Below are 20645 nucleotides of genomic sequence, written 5' to 3' on the forward strand. Positions count from 1 at the left end.
ACAAAAGAGTGGTTAAAAATAGTAGAAGCTCTTTAATAATCACTAAACTAGTTTATTTATGTGATTATAAATAACTAATACGGTAAATATGCAAAAAAAACACGCCGAAGAAGGTGGCTTCAGCGTGCTTTTATTCATTAATAACTTACTTGATTTCTACCATTTTTCTTAGCTCTATATAAAGCCTTGTCCGCATTTTCTATAAAGCTATCCATTGAATAGTCTTCAGCAAAAACTATTTCGCTAACCCCTAAGCTTAGGGTAACAAATTGTGATACCGATGAGTATTCATGCTTAAGCTCCAATTCCTTTAGATCCTCTATTATGTTCTCTGCTATTACTTTAGCCTGCTCTGCTGTTGTTTCAGGCAATATTACTGCAAACTCTTCTCCACCATATCTTGCAGCAAAATCAAGTGGTCTCTTCACTGAGGATATAATGGAATTTGCTACTTGAATAAGGCAATCATCTCCCTTTAGATGACCATAATTATCATTATATGCCTTAAAAAAATCTATGTCAGCCATTATTAATGAAGCCGGCTTTTTAGAACGTTCACTGTTTCTCAAGGTCATGCTCAAATAATTATCAAAAGCTCTCCTATTTGGTACACCAGTAAGTCCATCAGTGGTAGATAAATTTTGCAGCTTATGATTATCTTGCTGAAGTTTTGTGAGTTCCTTTATCTTTAACTCTAAAAGCTTTGTCTGATCTTCATATAGTCTTTTTTGATTATAAAGTTCTAAGAATACATTTACCTTACTTTGAAGTATTACAGGTTCAATTGGTTTAAATAAATAGTCCACCGCTCCTTTTTCGTAGCCTGCAAATATACAACTAGGTTCTTTGCTTATTGCAGTAACAAAAATTATAGGTACGTATCGAGTCTTAGAGTTCCCCCTCATAAGCTCTGCAGTTTCAAAACCATCCATGTTTGGCATCTGAACATCTAGGAGCACCAGTGCAAAATCATAATCAAACATTAAACTTAAGGCTTCATTTCCAGAGGTTGCTTTAATAATATTGCAGTCCATATGCTCCAATAGACTTTCTAAAACCAGTAAATTATCATACCTATCATCAACTATTAATATATTCATTTTATCGCTGCTACTCATTTTCATCTCCCCAATATAATCGACTGCGCTTATAATTTACAACTTTTAAAACATATATAATTTAAAAATAATTTCACTTTTATCAGTACTCATTATATCTATTTATAGTAGTTAATTCAATCAATTTTTCGACAATTTTCCCTAAAGGAATTACATAATCTGCCTTCAAGGTTTTTGAAGCAATTTGAGGCATCAGACTTACCGCAGCAGTACTTGGATCTTCTATTATAGCAATTCCCCCATACTGCTTTATGGTTTTTAACCCCCTGCTACCATCACCATTTGCTCCAGTCAATATGACTCCTATAAGCTTATGCTTAAAGCAATCGCTGGCAGTTTCAAAAAGTACATCAATAGATGGTCTTGAATAGTTTTCTTTAGCTTCCACTGTCAGTGATAAAGTTTCATCTTTCTCAATCAAAAGATGATAATTTGGCGGAGCTATATATATACATCCTGAAGTAAGTTTTTCCTTTTCCTCTGCTTCCTTTACCTTAAGCATGCATATACTATTAAAATATTTAATTAAATAGCCATCGGATTCAGGGCTCAAATGCTGCACTATTACTATAGGAACAGGAAAGTCACTGTTTATAGTTTTTAATATAGTTGCTATAGCTTCAATTCCACCAGCTGATGCCCCAATAACTACACATTTAAACTTCATAATAATTCTCCAGCTTTAATTAAATTTTATCAATCATTCCCATACTTCTTTCTATATATTCTTTCCGAATAATCGAACTCCTTAAACTTATCTATGTTATTTGAGTTTTTAATGCTTTCTCTTGAACCTAAGCAAAGAAATCCTCCATTGCATAAACTATCTGAAAATAAATCTAACACCTTATCCTGTAATTCCCCATTAAAATATATAAGAACATTACGGCATATAACAACATTCACTTCAGCGAAGATTCCATCAGTTACTAGGTTATGATCGGCAAAAGTTATCTTTTTCTTAAGTGCTTGATCCATTATCACAGAATTATATTTTGCTGTGTAATAATCAGAAAAAGAGTTTTTTCCTCCAGACTTCTGATAGTTGTAAGTGTATTTCTTAATATCATCCACAGAATATATACCTTCTTTAGCTTTTTTTAAAACTTCGTTATTAAAATCTGTGGCATAAATTTGTGTCTGTTCATACAAGCCTTCCTCTTTCAATAAAATCGCCATTGAATAAACTTCTTCTCCAGAAGAACACCCAGCATGCCATATCTTAACAAATGGATATGTTTTCAAAATAGGTACTACTTTCTCTCTAAACTCATTATAGAAACTTGGATCACGAAACATTTCAGTAACATTTATAGAAAGATCTCCTAGTACTTTATGAAAAAAGCTTTTGTCATATAAGATTTTATACTGCATAGAGGATATGCTTTCTAAGTTCTCTTCAAGCATCCTCTTAAGAATTCTTCTTTTAATGTGTGCTCTAGAATAATCTCTAAAGTCATATCCATATTTTAAATATATACCTTCAAGTAAAAGTGAAATTTCTATATCTTCATTTTCTTGTTTATATGTGTCTAGATTTTCTAACATTTATATAACCACACCCTTAAAAGTGAAATAAGTTTATCCATATCTATCGGCTTGGTTAAGTAATCATCAGCACCAGCTTCTATACATTTTTGTCTGTCATCCTTCATTGCCTTAGCCGTTATAGCTATTATAGGTATTCTTCGATTTTTTTCCATGTCTCTCAGCTCTCGCATAGCATCATATCCATCCATCTCCGGCATCATTACATCCATTAAGACTAAATCGATATCCTGATGTTGCTCAAACCTTTGAATAGCTTCCTTACCATTTCGTCCAACAATTACTTTCATACCATTGTTTTCTAAAATATTTGAAAGAGCAAATACATTTCTCATATCATCATCTACAATAAGAATTTTCTTATCTTTTAAACAATCCTCTTTATCAAAATCTAGAACTTTCGATTCAATATCTCTATTCTTATTATTATTGTCCAAGCTGTGTATAAACAAGCTAGCCTCATCTACCAATCGTTCAACAGAATAACTTCCTTTTATAATAATACTATCTGCATATTTATTAAGATTTTCTGCATCTTCTTCTGCAATCTTTTTGCTAGTATATATTATTATAGGTATAGTTATGGCGTTATCATTTCTTAACCTAGTTAATAGCTCTAAAGCGCTCATATCTTTAAGCTGCAGATCTAGAATCAAGCAATCAAACCTATGAGTTTCCAAAAGACTTTCCACTTCTAATCCATTACTTGAAATATGACATTTGCAGCCTGTTCCATCTAAGATGTCAACTATTGCAGCAGCTTCATCATCATATTCATTAGCTATAAGTACCTTGCTACCTTGTTTCAAGTTTTCTTTTTCAATCTTACTAAATACCATATTAAGCTCATTGGTACCCACAGGTTTTTTCAAATAACCAATCAAGTTATTCATGTCCTTACGCTGCTTGATATCTTCTCTACCAGATATTATGTGAACCGGAATGTCTTTAGTGACAACATTGTCTTGAAGCATCTCTAAAATCTTCCATCCATTTATATCTGGAAGTCCTATATCTAGTAATATGGCTTGTGGTCTATGCTTAATAGCTTTCTCTATTCCTTCTTGTCCATTGTATGCTGCTCTTACCACATAACCTTTTTCAATAATTAGCTCAGATAGAACGCTTACAAATTGTTCGTTATCTTCAATTATCAGTATTGAATTTTCATCATATGCTAATATATCTTTATATTGATTATTTGTTATAGCCTCTTCTTTAGGTAAATCTATCAAATCATTTTTTGCAACCTCCTCCAATGAAGATTGTCTTAAAATACCCGTGTTCATATTATGATCGCTAACATCTACTGAATCCAAACTATTATAATAATCCACAGGCATAATCAATTTGAAATTACTTCCTCGTCCAATTTCACTTTCTAGGGTAATTGCTCCACCAAGAAGTTGAGCCAGCTGTCTAGAAATTGATAGCCCCAGCCCTGTTCCTCCATACTTTCTACTAGTACTTCCGTCTGCTTGTTTAAAGGCTTCAAAAATTATATCTTGCTTATCTTTTGGTATGCCTATACCCGTATCAGATATAGATATATTTATATACTTATGTTTTTCCTCTTTAGGAACCTGATTTTCTTGATGAACCTTACTTCCTTCTAAGTCACTAGAAGAACTTATATTTATAATAACTTCTCCTTCACTAGTAAACTTGAAAGCATTTGATAATAGATTATTCACTATCTGCTTAAGTCTTTGTTCATCTGTGTTTATGAATTCAGGCAATTGCTTGCCAAATTGTATGTCAAACTTAACTTGTTTTTCATTTGCTATTGGAGCAAAGGATCTCTGTAATTGCTCTGCAAAATCTTGTATATATACTTTTTCAATAGAAACATCTAACTTTCCCGCTTCTACTTTTGATATATCTAAAATATCATTAATAATGTTTAACAGATCCTTACCAGATGAATTAATTGTCTTCGCATATTCAAGTTGTTTCTCAGTGAGTGGCTCATTCAGCTTTTTCTCTCCAAGCAATTTAGATAAAACTAATATACTATTTAATGGAGTTCTAAGCTCATGAGACATATTAGCTAGAAATTCTGATTTGTACTTGTTTGCTAGCTCAAGTTCATCAGCTTTTTCTTGAATATCAAGTTTAGCTTTTTCTAAAACTTTATTTTTAGTTGTTATATTTTTCTTTTGTTCCTCTAGTATTTGTGTTTTCTCTTCTAATTCTTCATTTATCATTCTCAGTTCTTCTTGTTGAACCTGCAAGCTTTCCTCTGATGCTTTTAATGCTTTTGTCTGTAAGCTTAGTTCCGTATTATTTTGTCTTAACTCTTCCTGTTGCGCTTGTAATTCTTCTGACTGAATCAAGGTCTTGTTTAATAATTCCTTCATCTTAATCTGTGCTTTTACTGAATTTATACTCATCGCCACATTTGAGCTTATTTGATTAACAAACTGCTGCTTTAATTCGCTTAATTCACCAAATACACCAAGCTCTATTATCGCTTCAACCTTACCTTCATAAATACAAGGAACTACCAATATATTATTAGGCGATACCTCTCCTAATCCTGAAGTTATTTTCATGTAATCTTTTGGCACATCTCTCATTATTATTGAATGTTTTTCTAAAGCTACTTGTCCTACAATTCCTTCTCCAGGTCTAAATTCATTTATTGTTTTTTCATTTTCCCTATAACAATAACTTCCCAGTCTTTTAAACACTTCATCTTCATCTTTCAAATAAAGTGCACCAATTTGAGCATTAATATATTTGGAGACATGCTTAATTATATCTGTAGATAAATCCTCAATATCTTGTTTTCCTCTAATATGTTCATTTAGTTCTGCTTTTCCTACCTTTAACCAAGTTTCATTTTTATTTCCGTCTATTAATTCCTTAAGCTTAGTCATAAATTTATTAAAGTTTTTAGACATATCCCCTAATTCATCATTTGAATCCGTATTCAATCTAACTTCTAGATCCACATCACCTTCAGCTATTTCCCTAAAAGTATTAGTAACAATTCTCACAGGATTAACAACCATTCTAATTACTAAGGCTGCTATAATAAATGCTAGTATTGTTGCAAATCCTCCACCTGAAGTCATAATATATTGGGTTTGCCTTTCCATTATCTTTAAGGCATTATCTCTCTCCCCTAAGGTCTGATATTCATCCTGATTAATATCATTTAGAGCTGCTCGTATAGTGTCCATCTTTTGTTTACCAACTCCAGATTGAACAGTTTTGATTAAATCAGATATTTGAGATGTTCCCGCAGAAACATTTTCTCTGACAGCTATTATATCTTTATCTTCCCATTCAGCCCATTCCTTATAGTATTTATCGACCATCGCAAGCCTTATAAGTTGATCTGGGCTATCTTTAGATAATTCTTGCATTTTTTTATAGTGCTCTTGATAATCAGCTTTTCCCTTATTAAAAGGTTCTAAAAAAGTTTTATCACCAGTTATCACATAACCTCTTGCACCAGTCTCCATGTTAATCAAACTTATAAGTATAGCATCAGATTCACTGATTACTTTATAACTATGAACACTCCAATCCACAGCTTGCGATTCTTTTCGAAAATTTATATATGCATATGCTATTACCATAATCATAATCAGGGTTACAATTCCAAACCCTAAAAACAATTTTTGCCCTATTTTAAATTTTTTTAATAGCAAAATATTCTCCTTTCATATACAAAGACTTATTATAATTTTTTTATTATTCCTTATTATACTTATGATATCTAAAATCAATAATAATGTAAAAGGATATTTGAAGTTATATAGGAATTCTTATATGTTGTAGGAAAATCAATCCTTATTCCCCTTATACTTCAATAATATTTACATTCAAGGGTGATTACTATGTAGTAAAAAAGGTCGCTAAAATTTTCTATACAGAAAAAAAAATTGACCAACTATAAAACAAGTTGATCAATTCTTTCCTATTTAGCAAGCTAATATAAATTTTTCTATAACCTCAGCTACACCATCATCTTCATTAGTTGATGTTACATAGTTCGCAATTTGCTTTACTTCATCAAAAGCATTTCCCATAGCAACACCAAGTCCTGCAAACTCTATCATATGTAAGTCATTACCGGCATCCCCTACACAAATAACCTCTTCTTGTCTAATACCAAGGTAATCTGCAAGAGCTTTAACACCTTCACCCTTATTGCTTTTTTTGTTTAAGAACTCTAAAAAGTAAGGAGCACTTCTAACCACTGTATACTTGTCATAAACTTCCTTTGGTAACTTTTCTATAGCTGCTTGTAGTATTTCTGGTTCATCAATCATCATTATTTTTGATATATCTGCATCACTATCTACTTTATCAAAGTCAACTTCTGATACATCAATACCATTTATAGTTCCTTCTACTTCTGTGTATTTGCTCATCTTAGGAGTTATACATCCAGTTTTATCAAAAGCATGTATATTTACACCTAATTCTTTGCTTAGTCCATAAAGGTATGCTATATCTGTACCTTTTAATATGTTCTTTGATATTACTTCCTTAGTTAGTGTATTTTGAATTAATGCGCCATTAAAGCTTAACACATAATCATCTTCATCAATTAAATTTAAGGCCTCTAAGTATCTAGTTATACCTTCTATAGGTCTTCCAGAAGCAAGTACAACTTTTACGCCTCTTTTTTTAGCTCTTGCTATCGCTCTTTTAGTTATATCAGAAACCGTCTTATCTTCTTTTAGTAAAGTACCATCCATATCTATTGCAATTAGTTTGTACATATATACTCAACTCCCGTAAAATTATTACGAGTACATTATAGCACTGATGCACCTATTACTTTTAAATGGAAATATACTTCTATATGAGAACATCTTTATTTTGAAACGATTTCACTAGTTTTTTTGTATGTTATAATATATTGAGTTTTCTAATAATTCACTCTGCAAAAACCTTTACTCTCTTCGACTTCTTATATCCCTTAATAAAAAATATTCCATATAGCAGTAGCAAAAATCCTATCACTATTATTGCTATGCTCACTTCAAACTTTTGTTTTGCAAACGCATCATAGCTAACGCTACTGTTGTATCTAGTTAAAAGCGTTAATGCAATTCCTACCCCCATATTTATTACAGAATATAGAATAAAAGCAAATTTATATTGTCTAGGCATTTTTACCTTTTTCATATTATCCTCCTATAGATATTACTCCATCATGTACTTCTTATACTTTTAATAAATTATATTATTGAACACTTAACTTATTCACACTTTTATGTTATTTTTTACCTATAATAATTATTGCCTTATTCTTTACATTCCTATACTTACTTCAAAATAAATATTCAATGCAAATTTACAAATTTACATGTAAATTCCCAACATTACACCCTTCAGATTTTTTTCAAAACCTCCTCTTGGTTCCGAACTTGCTATCGGTATATTTTTAAATCATTGAATGTTACACCTACATATAATTGAAAGTCATGTCTAAAACTGCTATAATAACTTTGTTTTCACAAAAATATAAATTCCAGATTTGAGTTGGAAATTATTTATTCGGGGGTTTAATGATGCCAATTAGAATTGCAATTCTAGGTGGTCCTAGGTGTGGAAAAACCACATTAATACAACAACTGTATGTAGATTTGAAAATTAAAGGCTTAAATGTAGGCGCTGCAAGTGAATACAGTACTGAATACCTTAGAGAAAAAGGCATGATAGAATCTATCGCTGAACAATATGGTATTTATTTAGGACAGAAAAACATAGAAAATTCATTAAGTAGTTTTAATTATGCTGTAACCGATTATGCTACTTTTGTACCATATATATATGGTCGTTTTATGTTAGGAGATAAAAAAAGAACTTCAAAAGATAAAGAAATCTTAAAAGACCTTTATGCCCTTGCACTTAGAGATTTGGACAAGTATGATCATATTTTCTTTGTACCAAGAGAATTTGGATATACTAAAGATGGCGTAAGATGGCAAGATGAAACTGCTGCCGAAGGCATTGATTCTGCAATAAAGCATTTTTTAGATTCGGAAAATGTTAATTATCAAGTTATTGAAGGTAATACAAAAGAAAGATGTGAAAAGATTTTAGATATATTAGGTGTTTAAAGATGTACCATTTCAATTTGAAAATATGAATTTTATTATGAAGTGGTAAATGCATAAAGCAAAAAGCTTGTACTTATAAGTACAAGCTTTTTTTATATACCAAGTATCCCAAATGCATATCCAGCAATTCCAAATATCATTAATCCTATCATGCAAATTAGAGGTGATACCCTTTTATGAAGTAACCAATAAACTAAAAATATTAATAATAACGATAGTAGATTAGGCATTATATTATCTAATTGTTGTTGTACGGTAAACGCTACAGTAGTGTTATCTTTATTTAAGGTATAGAGAACCAAAGGGGCTTTTATAATAGTCCACTTTGCTACAAGTCCACCTATTACAGTGTAGGTTAGTACAGCCATTATATTTTTGAGTTTTGGCACCGTCCCTTTTAATCTATTGATTATATTAATACCTTCCCTATAAGCAATCATTAATCCATTATACCTAATTATTATTCTCACCAAATTTATAGCTATAAAAAATATCAGTGGTCCTGCCACATTTCCGCTAAGAGCTATGCCAGCACATATTGCTGCTATCACTGGTCTTATTATCCCCCATATTATTGGATCTCCAACTCCTGCCATCGGGCCCATTAACGCAATCTTAACTTGAACAATTCCCGCTTCATCTAATGCACCATCGTTTATCATGGTTTCTTCTACAGCTGCATTTGCACCAAGTATTATATTTGAAAGAAACGGTTGACAGTTAAAGTATTCCAAATGAACTTTTACTGCGGCTTGCAGTTCATTCTTGTCTTTGTACAGCTTTTTCAGTACAGGCATCATGCAGTAACAATAACATAGATTTTGAAGTCTCTCATAGTTCCAAGATAACTGATAGAATTGAGTTCTCCAAAACACTTTTCTCAAATCTGATTTAGATAATTGTATTTTTACTGAATTAGGAACAATTTTAGCAGTGTTGTCAGCTTTCTTGGTCCTACTCCTGTTATTCACCTTATCTATCATGTTTGAAATTTGTAAATACACAAGAGCTAAGCTTATTCCCATCAAGGTCAGCCCAACAAGAGTCATGTCAGAAAAAGTCATAACCAAAAATCCTATGAGAAAAAAAGATATCATTTCTTTCATATTGAGAATTTTTAGTATCATTGCATATCCAACCACCACTAAGAAACCAGTGGACACTTGAAGCCCTTTTGTAATTATATCTGGTATATGAGCAAGTATCGTATGTATTATATTAGCATCTGCAAAAAAAGCAACTAAAACTGCTGGTATCGCCATTCTTAGAGAACTAGGAATAATCGTAAGAAAATGAGCTGTTGTTACTCTCCAAAGCTCACCCTTCTCTACCCCTCGTTCTGCCCAGTGCATTATTGCTACATCAACAACACCTTTTTGCAAAATAAAAAGTAATTGACCTAGTACAGATAATGGTATAGCTATACCTATAGCTACTCCAATCTGCTGCTTGCCGAGTACTGATAATATAACTGCAACAATTGAAGATAAAGCTGCATCTGGAGGAGTCGCCACTCCTATAGTCATCCATCCAAGAGCAATAAGCTCCATTTGAGCTCCTATCATAACTCCAGTTTTTAAATCACCTAATGCAATACCTATAAGAGTTGCTGCAATTATTGGTCTATGCGTCTGAAACTCTTCTGAGGCTGAACCAATACCTGATATAGAAGCAAATAAAAATATAAGTAAGGCTTGCGCTAACGACATTATTACCTTCTCCTTGCATTCAGAGTGTCAATAAAATCTACCTTTCTATCTGTAGGTAAGATTCTTATCTCTACCTCTACATTATAATTAGCAATTTTTTTTAATACCTCTATCTCCTCATTGTCTAGATAAAAAGTTGTACTTATCTTCTCTTTATCCTTTTTAAATGACATTCCTCCAATGTTTAAACTATCTATCTTTCCTCCACCTTCTATGAACTCTAGTATCTCAAAAGGATTTCCAAAAACCATAATTACATCTTCATATTCACATTCCTCTTGATATATTTCTAAAGCTTCTTTTGTGCTACAAAAAATTATTTTTATATCTTCAGGAACGGATATTTCTATGAAGGTCTTTCTTATATCATTATTTGCAACTTCTTCATTTACAACTATTATCTCTGTTATATTTTCATAAGTACACCAATTGTTAATCAACTGTCCATGTACCAATCTATCATCAAGCCTTACTATCTTTAGCAATATACCGCTCCTCTCATAATCACTTTTGTTTATTATTGTACCGTTCTCTTATATTTATTACTCCATTTTGTCCAAAGTGTTCTGCAAGATTTGATATCTTCTCTAAATCTTGCATCATATAAGGTATTATCTCCAAAATCATTGGCATGTTCATACCTGTGACCACATTTACATTATCTCTATCCATAAATAAGCAAGCTGCATTATATGGTGTCCCACCTAGTAGGTCTACAAGTATTAAGACTTCTTCCACATCAAGCTCTTTAATTGTTTGCTCTATTTTTTGCCTAAGACTATCTATGCTTTTATTTATTTCAAGACAAATAGTCTTTATCTTCTCTTGCTTACCATATATCATTTCAATTGAATTTATTAGTGCTTCTGCGTAGCTACCATGTGAAATTGCTATTATGCCAACCATTTAATACACCTCTAGATATATTTTGTTTCAACGCTTACTGAATCACTTCATTAATAAAGCTTAGATCTTCAGGTTTTCTTCTCAAACCACAGCGTATTTTTGAAGACGCTTCTCTGACTAAAGTGTTCCGTCTTTAATTACTTCTTATATATTACCACACCTGCAGCAACTTTGTTAACTATTCCTGAATCATCTATTAAATCTAGCTTTGAACCTTTTCCTATTGAATTTAGTATGGCAAAACTTTAAAAAGGAGCATTGAAACAACCTTCCTATGAAGTTATATCTTCTAAAAAAGACTATCTCAAAATTCACTCTTAAATTTGAGATAGTCCTGACATACAAATATTTTTAGTTTGCTGTTTATTACTTCATCGAATATTATATGCCATCTTCCATTGAGTTGTCTGAAACACTTACGACTGCTGGCTTAGCTTTTTCAAATCTTACTGCAGTTTCTTTAGTACAGCTAACAATATTGTTTGCTAACTCTTTTATATCCATCGTGTCTTTTAATAGTATAGATTCAAGAATTGCTCCTAAATTACAGCCTGCTGTAACCTCCATGTTCTCACCTTCCACAGAAAGTTCTACACAGGTTTTAAATGGTGTACCACCAAGAATATCACAAACGAATAAAGTTTGAGCTACCTCACTACTTTCTAGTATTTTTATTAGCTTAGCCTTTAGACTTATATCCGAATCCTCTTCTAAAAAATCTACAAATTCAACTCCACTATTATTACCAGCTAATAACTTTAAGGAACTTCCTATACCAGTGCCATAATTTCCATGTCCAACTATTATCACTAAGGTTTTCATTATTATAATACCCCCAATAGTGATAGCAATATTGCTGCTACGAAAGTGATTAATATAAGTATAGTTGGATTAACATTTTTCTTCTTTAAGAAATAGAACATAAGTAATGTATAGCATAGAGGTAATAAGTTAGGTAATACTTTATCTACAAAATCAGTCTGAAGAGAAATAGCATGATCACCACTTATAGTTATCTTAGGAAGTAATTGAATGTGAACATATGAAGCTATTAATCCTCCTATAACAGTTACACCTAAAGTTGTAGCTGCCTTAGAAATTGCCTTGGAATTATCTTTTAACACAGTTATAGCCTTTACTCCAAGGTTATATCCTGCACTTGTCCAGATTATACGAGATAAGAATACTCCAACATAAACCACAAAGAATATTATTGGTCCAAGTATGCTTCCTTCACTTGCAAAGGATGCACTTATCCCAGCAACTATTGGTAGAAGTGTAAACCATAAAAGCGCATCTCCTATACCAGCAAGAGGTCCAAAAAGTGCTACCTTTAAACCTTTAATAAGGCTTCTATCTTCACTATTTTCTTCAAGTGATAAAACTAATCCCATAAGAAAACCTACAAGTGTTGGGTTTGTATTTATGAATTCTAAATTATCTTTCATCGACTGTGATATTTTTTCTTTATCACCATTGTGTACCTTCTTTAAGAATGGTAGCAAAGCACAAGTCCATCCACCACCTTGCATTCTTTCATAATTAAAGCTAGCTTGAAGTAAAACTGATCTAAAGGCAAGCTTTCTAAGGTCTTTTTTAGTTAACTTATTATTAGATTCCATCTTCGTAATCTCCTTCTCCTGCATTGTTATATGCTACATTTACAACTTCAGGCTTATTCTTATCATTTATATATCCATAAATAGCTAGTGCAGCACCTACTAAAGCTACTGGTAATAAATTTGTGAATTGTACAAATGAAGCTAATAAAAATCCAATTATCAAGAATGGTACATATTCGATCTTAAGCATAACTCTTAAAAGTAATCCAAATCCAACTGCTGGCAATATTCCTCCTGCTATCTCAAAGCCATGTTTAAGCCATGTAGGCATGTTTTCTACTAAAGTTCTCATAGGCTCTTGAGCTATATAAGTACAAAGGAATACTATAACACCATAAGTTACTCCAACTATTAAAGTTGTGATAAGGTTAAGTCTTGTAAATGCTTTTATATCTGCTTCTTCAGCATACTTATCAGCTTTACTCATAAATACTGAGAATGTTGAGTAATAGAAAAGAATAACATATTGCATCAAGAAACTAAATGGAAGCGCCAATCCTATTGTAGCTTTTACATCAGCCCCAGTGGTATATGCTATAACTGTTGTCATTATACCAGCAAGGATTGGGTTTGGCGGTTGAGTTCCACCTACTGGAGTAAGTCCTGCAAAAGCTAATTCTGTAAGTCCTCCAGCTATTAATCCTGTTCTTACATCACCTAAAATAATTCCTGTTAATGTACATACTATTATTGGTCTAAAAATATAAAGTCCTTCTAACCAAAAATCAAATCCTACTATAATTGCCATAACCGCAAGAAGAATACCTTGTAATAACGTTATACTATGCATTATAATTCCTCCTATTATTCAATATTTGTTTTTATATCTCCAGGTGTATCTTGAGCAAATACCTTAACACCTTTTGATTTGATATATCTTAAGTCTTCTAAATCTTTATCATCTACATAAACCTTTTTAGTAATGGATCTTTTTCCTTCTGAAAAGTGCATATTTCCAACATTTAATTCCTTTATAGGCACTCCTCCTTCAACTAGCTTTCTTGCAACTTCTGGATTCTTACAAACTATAAAAATCTTTTGACTTGGTGAGGCCTTATGTATTATGTCTATTGTTTTTTGTATTGTAAAAAATCTAATTCCTACACCTGATGATTCTGCTGTCATTGACATAAGTTGTTGCTGTACAGTATCAGTAGCTGCATTATCATCAACGACTACAAGCAAATTTGCACCTAAAGATGTTGTCCATGTAACCCCTACTTGCCCATGAACTAATCTATTATCGATTCTTGTCATTAATATATTTGGCATTTTTGAATCCTCCCTTAATCTTTATGCAATATATAAAAGCAAGACCCATGCCAAGTAGTGTACATATCACTATTTGACATGGGTCATAAATCGAGAATTATTATATTCTGCTTTGATTAAAGGTTTAAAATCACCTTTTTGCTTATATTTATATTGCTTTATGATATCATCATAAAAATTTCTATATATCAAAACCTTTAACTTTATTCTTTATACTATCATATATAAAACCTATTTCCGAGATTGGAATCTCAACTCTATAAAACTGTTCTATGACACTAAAAGCTTTTTTTGTCAATTTTATAAAGTGTACATGACACTTCTCGAATTCCTCTGGATTTCTATAATTCATGATAGGATCTTTTATAACTAATCTTTCAATCATGCAGCTGATGTGTATATATAAACCTATCTTTAAATCATTCTCTAATTTAAAACCTAAGCTTCTTTCTAAAGCTGTCAGCGCATCTTCTACTTGATCTACTATCTTGTCAGGGTTTAGTATAGTGAGATAATTTAAAACATTTTCTAGAGTAAAGAGTTTTACGGCCTCTTTATTTATCTTTTCAATTATATTTTTATCAACTATTCCTTTTAAAGTACTAGTTAAGATTGAATCTGCCTTCTTCATTATAAGATTTTCTAAGGACACAAACGGAACATCTTCTATATCAGGATTATTAGTGCCTATTATTAGCTTTACATTGTATTGCTTAAATATAAAATCCTCTCTACCATTGGATTTTAAGCTTTCATAGTCATAGGCTACAATCTTTACTTCATCTTCATTAAAACAACTGTTTAACAAATCTTTAATCTTACTTGCAGTTCCAATACCTGTAATGCAAGTAGTTATTATAACATCTGTTTTCTTTTTAGTTGATTCTATATAGTTAAAAGTACTCACATTTTTTGCAGTAGTTTCTTCAGCTATTTGCTTTAATGGCTGCAATTGAAGTATTCTACTACCAACATCTAAAGCCAGTTTAGTAGAAACATTATCTATTATAGCTATATCTCCATATATTTCTTTCTCAAGTAAAATGTATATAGTTTCTAAAGACCCCATATCAACAAGTATGAGAAGCCCCTTAGAAGTATCAATTGTCTTTATATATTCTAACAACTTAGCGCTTATATCAAGTGGAGAGCTCTCAATTGGCATATCAAAAGGTTCAAAAATGTATTTGCCAAAAAGTCTATTAGCCACTCCTGCAATACTACTGGCAGTAGAGTATCCGTGAGCGATTATAACAGCATTTATATTACTTTGAGTGGATTTATTCAAGGATTTTATATAAATAAGAATATATAGTTCAGCTATTTTATCTATCTCTAAGTCTAGATTTTTCTCAACATCTTTAACAAGCTTCAAAGCAAGCTTATATTCCTTAGGAAACCTCTTGTTCACCTCTTCTAAAATTAAAGAGATGTTTTCATCATCATAAGATACATTGGATTCTATAAAATGAGTTATAAGTTGAGCAATTATCTCCGAACTGTTAACTAAATAATCTATACCATAGTTTAAATTCATAAAAGACAGTGTAGTCTCTACATTTTTTTCTATAGCCTTAAATATCACACTTCTTGAACTTTTGTACCTCTCACTAAAAACTATATGATCTATAAGCTCATTAAATATTTTGATACCATCTTCTAAAAACTGATCAGATGCTACGGTCGCATTAGCGAATCCTTGAGCGATTTCAATCACCTGCTTTGTAAATTCAAAGGCTCTATCTGAGCTTACTAAAAAATAATCGTTTTCCTTTTCCTCTAAACAACTAATAAACATGTCTTTTATATTTAACTCATTTATGAGCATCTCATCATCTTGTGCAATTATATCCTTAGGAAGATTATTTATCTTTATCTTTAATACCTTTGATTTCTTTTCGTTTTGACTGTTCAATGCACTTGCACAGCTTAGCTTTACAGCATTTATTAATTTTCCTAAGTTTCCGTAAGTATCAGCATTTATCAATATGTTTACAACTTGATTATTAACCACTATATCCTTGTTTATGTTTAAAGCCTCTCTTTTATAAAAGGTATTTATCAATTCAAGCTTTTCTTTTAACGGTCTTTCCTTAAAGCTTGGAATTTTAACAATCAGTGGAATTCTTCTCAAAAAGGTTTGAAGGAATTTATTTTCCGGATTTTCAGTAGTAGCAAAGATCATCCTTACATTAGCTTGCCTTTTCTTTTCTGTCTCTCCCAATCTTCTAAAAATACCTTTGTCTAGGAATAGAAATAACTTTTCCTGACCTTCCGGAGGCAATCTATGAATCTCATCTAAAAATAAATATCCTCCATTTGCCTTTTCAATAAGTCCAATTCTGTCATTATCAGCTCCTGTATAGGCACCTTTAGCAGCACCAAAAAGTATTGCAGAAAATAACTCTGGATTATTTGCATACTCTGCACAATTAAACACTTCAAACGGTGCATCTTGATTTATATAACTACTATTCTTAGCGTAATCGTATACCTTTTGTGCTAAAAAACTCTTTCCAACTCCTGAACTTCCTATAAGTAAGAAAGGTAATCCATTCGGAGGATATGACACTGCAGACTTACACTGCTGCACAACATCTTTTAAGCTTCCACCAGCCCCTATAATTTCTCTAAAACTATCCGAATCATTTGTAAATGATGAACTGCTCTCTTCCTTTAGATATTGAAAAACTAATTTAAACTTATCTTTGTTTTCTTCATATACATCCTTGCTCATAAAATATACTGGTCTCTTATTTATCTTTATAGCTTCATCATCTCTTGAAAGCTCATTTAAAATATGACTTGCCTGATTTCTCTGAAGCCCTAGCATATTTGATATTGTGAGTGCATCTACTCCGTATTCCTTACTACCATCTATATTAAGAGAAAGCTCCTTAAGCTTCAGTATAACTTTTTCTTTATTAGTCATTGATCTTCCCCCATCTATCTTCGTATCATTCATAGCCCCATTTCTATCTGTTTAATTGGATTTTAACACTCAATCAGTATTTTATGCAATGATATATATGGCATTTTACTAATCTTACATTAAACTTTAGAGTTTATATTTTCTATACAGTAAAAAACACTGCAGCTCTTATTAAAGAACCACAGTGCTCTATTACTTTTATATTATTCTTCTGTCTTACCTATATCAGAAAGTACTAGACCTTTATTATGATCAAGAGCCCAGCTTATACCCCAATCATTTTGGAATATAAGTAGATTTCTATCTCTAAAATCTTTAACCTTCTTAGTATCTGAAGTTAAGTTTAGCTTATCAACATCTATATCTTCATTTTCAATCCATCTTACATATCTATAAGAAGATCTATCCATCTTAATATCAACATTGTATTCATTCTTTAATCTGTATTCAAGAACTTCAAATTGAAGTACACCTACAACCCCAACTATGATTTCTTCCATACCAACATAGAATTCCTTAAACACCTGAATAGCCCCTTCTTGAGCTATCTGAGTTACACCTTTGACAAATTGTTTTCTCTTCATTGTGTCAACTGGCCTTACTCTTGCAAAATGCTCTGGAGCAAAGGTTGGTATACCTTCAAACTTAAACTTTGAATTATTAGCGCATAAAGTATCTCCAATAGCAAATATACCTGGATCAAATACACCTATTATATCTCCAGCATATGCTTCCTCAACAATTTCTCTCTCTTGAGCTAAAAATTGTTGTGGTTGTGCTAGCTTTAGCTTTTTACCACCTTGAACATGGTTTACTTCCATTCCTTTTTCAAACTTTCCTGAACATATTCTCATAAAGGCTATTCTATCTCTATGAGCTTTATTCATGTTTGCTTGAATCTTAAATACAAAGGCTGAAAATCCCTCTTTGAAAGGATCTATTTCACCTTGGTTTGACTTTCTTGGAAGTGGTGAAGATGTAAGCTTTAAGAAATCTCTTAAGAATGGTTCCACACCGAAGTTAGTAAGTGCTGAACCAAAGAACACTGGTGATAACTCTCCGCTTCTTACCTTTTCTATATCAAAATCATCTCCTGCTATATCTAATAGTTCTACATCTTCCATAAGTTTATTATGTAAGGCTTCTCCTAAAAGATCGTTAAATACAGGATCTGAAATATCTCCTTCTACTGAACTTACTGCTGTCTGTCCATGGTTTCCACCATTAAACACTTCAATAGAATTCTTATTTCTTTCGTATACTCCCTTAAAATCTTTTCCTGAACCTATAGGCCAGTTCATAGGATATGACTTTATTCCAAGTTCTCTTTCTATATCCTCTAATAATGTAAATGGATCTTGAGCTTCTCTATCCATCTTATTTATAAATGTAAATATAGGAATCCCTCTTAACGAACAAACATGAAAAAGCTTTCTTGTTTGATCTTCTACTCCCTTTGCTGCATCAATTACCATTACTGCACTGTCTGCTGCCATAAGGGTTCTATAAGTATCTTCTGAGAAGTCTTGATGTCCAGGTGTATCTAATATATTAATGCAATATCCATCATAGTTAAACTGCATAACTGATGATGTAACTGATATACCTCTTTGTTTTTCTATTTCCATCCAGTCAGAAACAGCATGTTTAGATGCTTTTCTAGCCTTTACTGATCCAGCAAGTCTTATAGCACCTCCGTATAATAGAAGCTTTTCTGTAAGTGTAGTTTTACCTGCATCTGGGTGGGAAATTATAGCGAAGGTACGTCTTTTCTCTATTTCTTCAACAAAATCTGCCACAGCTAATCCTCCTTTATTAATGAACAACATAAACCATTTGATTTATGAAAATATCACGTTTTTAAGTTTTCTTTGTTACAGTAGGCATATAATTAAATTAAAATTATATATCTCTATTACTACTAATAAACCTTCATTATTATTATAAAATTTAGTTATGTTTAATAACTTTATATAAACATCATAAATTCAATAATAATCTTAATCATAGCATAAATTTATATTATACCATAAATACTTATTACATTGGTCCACTCTCCAAAAAAGGCCTAGCTAAAATAGCAAAGACCTCTATTTAAATTACATTATGTCCATACATATATATTTAACTCAAAACAAGCTAATTATAGCAATTTACAAGGAATTTTTCAATAATATATCAACATATATTATGAAATCACCTTGTTATATCTATTTCTCTTATAAAAATATATATTATATGAGTTTTATTTAATCTTCTACATCTATTAATTATGTAAAATATTCTTAACTTCCTCAATCATTTAGTAGATTAGAAAATAGTTGCTCTCTTATTTTCTTATAAAAAGCAAACCGCTATTTTCCATAACCTTATGCTTATAGTCTATTTTTTCTATATACAGTTATTTATCAATTAAATGTTGGTAAATCTTTATACATATCGATGGACAACCCTATGATTAATTTTATATTTCTTTAAAAAGGTGATTTCATAATTCTTATTTCTTCAGTTTTTGTAAATCTATTTCCTTCAAATAGTCGATCATATATCAAATCCATATAATCTAGCACCTTATCTAAGTTCATGATTATGAAAAAACTAAGGTATCTTTGAAGATACTTCGAGGCAACCCCATGAAAGATTGATAGCCATTTTTTCAAATTTGGCCAAATATATTTTATTCTATACTCAGTCTCTACCTTAATTGATTTATTTTTATTATGTCTCATCGCCACTGATTTAATATATCTGTCCCCGTATGGAGCAATGTATGATTTCTTTTCTATTTTGGAATAGATTTTTTCATTGAAAGCAATTTTATTCCATTGATGCTTAAATATCGGTTTTACAAACATAGAGTCTTCTTGTCCTTTTGCACCAATAACCCAAATGTTTTCTCTTGGAGTTGATGAAGCAATTATTTCTGCATCTCTACACCCTTTGAAGTTTTCTTTTATAATAACTTTTCCCACATGTACAACTCCTGATAAAATATCTGGAGTTGAGTCTATACTCAAGGCTTGAAGTATTTTATGCCTCCAATAAAAAGCTGTCCCAATACTTATATTTAGCTTTTCTGCACAAAATTTTAAAGTTTTATTTTCGGTCATTAATTCAGTAAACTTCAGCCAAGTTCTAGTATTCTTCTTTGAATAACTCCACAATGAATTAGTTGTACGTGAAAAAGTTTTTTCACACACTTTGCATTTATATCTTTGAATTCCATTATAAAAACCATATTTAATATGCCGAGTTGATCCACAAATTGGGCAAGATTCTACAACTCTATCTTTATAAAAATCTCTTCTTAGAACATCATTAGTATGCAGATCAAATTTTTTCAATTCAACGTCGTGTTGTAGCAAAAGGAACACCTCTCTAAGAAAATTTAATAATTAAGCTATCCTCTTAATGCTTGCCACATATTATTTTTTTAATCATTACCAACA

General features: G+C 31.5%; 17 protein-coding genes. 1 reads left to right on the forward strand and 16 read right to left on the reverse strand.

Going from position 1 to position 20645, the window contains the following annotated elements; all coding sequences use genetic code 11:
• Positions 1 to 137 precede the first annotated feature (137 nt).
• From J3477_RS22555 to J3477_RS22580, 6 genes are all read right to left on the reverse strand, one after another.
• On the reverse strand, positions 138 to 1118 hold the full coding sequence (locus tag J3477_RS22555; RefSeq protein ID WP_206872499.1) for a GGDEF domain-containing response regulator: 981 nt from the start codon (positions 1116 to 1118) through the stop codon (positions 138 to 140).
• A gap of 82 nt (positions 1119 to 1200) precedes the next feature.
• Positions 1201 to 1785: a chemotaxis protein CheB gene (locus J3477_RS22560; protein WP_206872500.1), complete on the reverse strand. Its 585-nt coding sequence runs from the start codon at positions 1783 to 1785 to the stop codon at positions 1201 to 1203.
• A gap of 29 nt (positions 1786 to 1814) precedes the next feature.
• Entirely contained in the window at positions 1815 to 2666 is an 852-nt protein-coding gene (locus J3477_RS22565) for a CheR family methyltransferase (protein ID WP_206872501.1), read from the reverse strand.
• Positions 2660 to 6328 carry a response regulator gene (locus J3477_RS22570; protein WP_206872502.1) on the reverse strand — a complete coding sequence of 1223 codons (3669 nt, stop codon included), beginning with the start codon at positions 6326 to 6328 and terminating at the stop codon, positions 2660 to 2662. The genes J3477_RS22565 and J3477_RS22570 overlap by 7 nt, the downstream gene beginning before the upstream one ends.
• 273 nt (positions 6329 to 6601) lie before the next feature.
• Positions 6602 to 7408: a sugar-phosphatase gene (gene yidA / locus J3477_RS22575; protein WP_206872503.1), complete on the reverse strand. Its 807-nt coding sequence runs from the start codon at positions 7406 to 7408 to the stop codon at positions 6602 to 6604.
• Positions 7409 to 7565: 157 nt separating this feature from the next.
• On the reverse strand, positions 7566 to 7817 hold the full coding sequence (locus tag J3477_RS22580; RefSeq protein ID WP_206872504.1) for a hypothetical protein: 252 nt from the start codon (positions 7815 to 7817) through the stop codon (positions 7566 to 7568).
• 386 nt (positions 7818 to 8203) lie between these two features.
• On the opposite strand from J3477_RS22580, the gene J3477_RS22585 reads away from it, so the two are divergent.
• On the forward strand, positions 8204 to 8755 hold the full coding sequence (locus J3477_RS22585; protein WP_206872505.1) for an AAA family ATPase: 552 nt from the start codon (positions 8204 to 8206) through the stop codon (positions 8753 to 8755).
• 92 nt (positions 8756 to 8847) lie between these two features.
• Here J3477_RS22585 and J3477_RS22590 read toward each other — a convergent pair whose 3' ends face one another.
• The 10 genes from J3477_RS22590 to J3477_RS22635 form a co-directional block, all read right to left on the reverse strand.
• Positions 8848 to 10464 (reverse strand): mannose/fructose/sorbose PTS transporter subunit IID, encoded by a 1617-nt coding sequence (locus J3477_RS22590; protein WP_206872506.1) that lies wholly within the window; start codon positions 10462 to 10464, stop codon positions 8848 to 8850.
• Positions 10465 to 10466: 2 nt separating this feature from the next.
• Positions 10467 to 10949 (reverse strand): PTS sugar transporter subunit IIB, encoded by a 483-nt coding sequence (locus J3477_RS22595; RefSeq protein ID WP_206872507.1) that lies wholly within the window; start codon positions 10947 to 10949, stop codon positions 10467 to 10469.
• A 19-nt stretch (positions 10950 to 10968) separates the two neighbouring features.
• Entirely contained in the window at positions 10969 to 11370 is a 402-nt protein-coding gene (locus J3477_RS22600; protein WP_206872508.1) for a PTS sugar transporter subunit IIA, read from the reverse strand.
• A 381-nt stretch (positions 11371 to 11751) separates the two neighbouring features.
• Entirely contained in the window at positions 11752 to 12192 is a 441-nt protein-coding gene (locus tag J3477_RS22605; RefSeq protein ID WP_206872509.1) for a PTS sugar transporter subunit IIA domain-containing protein, read from the reverse strand.
• A 2-nt stretch (positions 12193 to 12194) separates the two neighbouring features.
• On the reverse strand, positions 12195 to 12992 hold the full coding sequence (gene agaD, locus J3477_RS22610) for a PTS galactosamine transporter subunit IID (RefSeq protein ID WP_206872510.1): 798 nt from the start codon (positions 12990 to 12992) through the stop codon (positions 12195 to 12197).
• The gene (gene agaC, locus J3477_RS22615) at positions 12982 to 13782 is read right to left on the reverse strand and encodes a PTS galactosamine transporter subunit IIC (protein WP_206872511.1); all 801 of its coding nucleotides are present in this window, start codon (positions 13780 to 13782) and stop codon (positions 12982 to 12984) included. Before agaC ends, agaD begins: the two co-directional genes overlap by 11 nt.
• 14 nt (positions 13783 to 13796) lie before the next feature.
• The gene (gene agaB / locus J3477_RS22620) at positions 13797 to 14264 is read right to left on the reverse strand and encodes a PTS galactosamine transporter subunit IIB (protein WP_206872512.1); all 468 of its coding nucleotides are present in this window, start codon (positions 14262 to 14264) and stop codon (positions 13797 to 13799) included.
• Between the two features lie 181 nt (positions 14265 to 14445).
• Entirely contained in the window at positions 14446 to 17196 is a 2751-nt protein-coding gene (locus tag J3477_RS22625) for a sigma-54-dependent transcriptional regulator (protein WP_206872513.1), read from the reverse strand.
• Positions 17197 to 17399: 203 nt separating this feature from the next.
• Positions 17400 to 18995: a peptide chain release factor 3 gene (locus J3477_RS22630; protein ID WP_206872514.1), complete on the reverse strand. Its 1596-nt coding sequence runs from the start codon at positions 18993 to 18995 to the stop codon at positions 17400 to 17402.
• 675 nt (positions 18996 to 19670) lie between these two features.
• Positions 19671 to 20561: an IS1/IS1595 family N-terminal zinc-binding domain-containing protein gene (locus tag J3477_RS22635; protein WP_206872515.1), complete on the reverse strand. Its 891-nt coding sequence runs from the start codon at positions 20559 to 20561 to the stop codon at positions 19671 to 19673.
• Positions 20562 to 20645: the final 84 nt, after the last annotated feature.

The organism is Clostridium zeae (assembly GCF_017312485.1).
Lineage (GTDB): Bacteria > Bacillota > Clostridia > Clostridiales > Clostridiaceae > Clostridium_AR > Clostridium_AR zeae.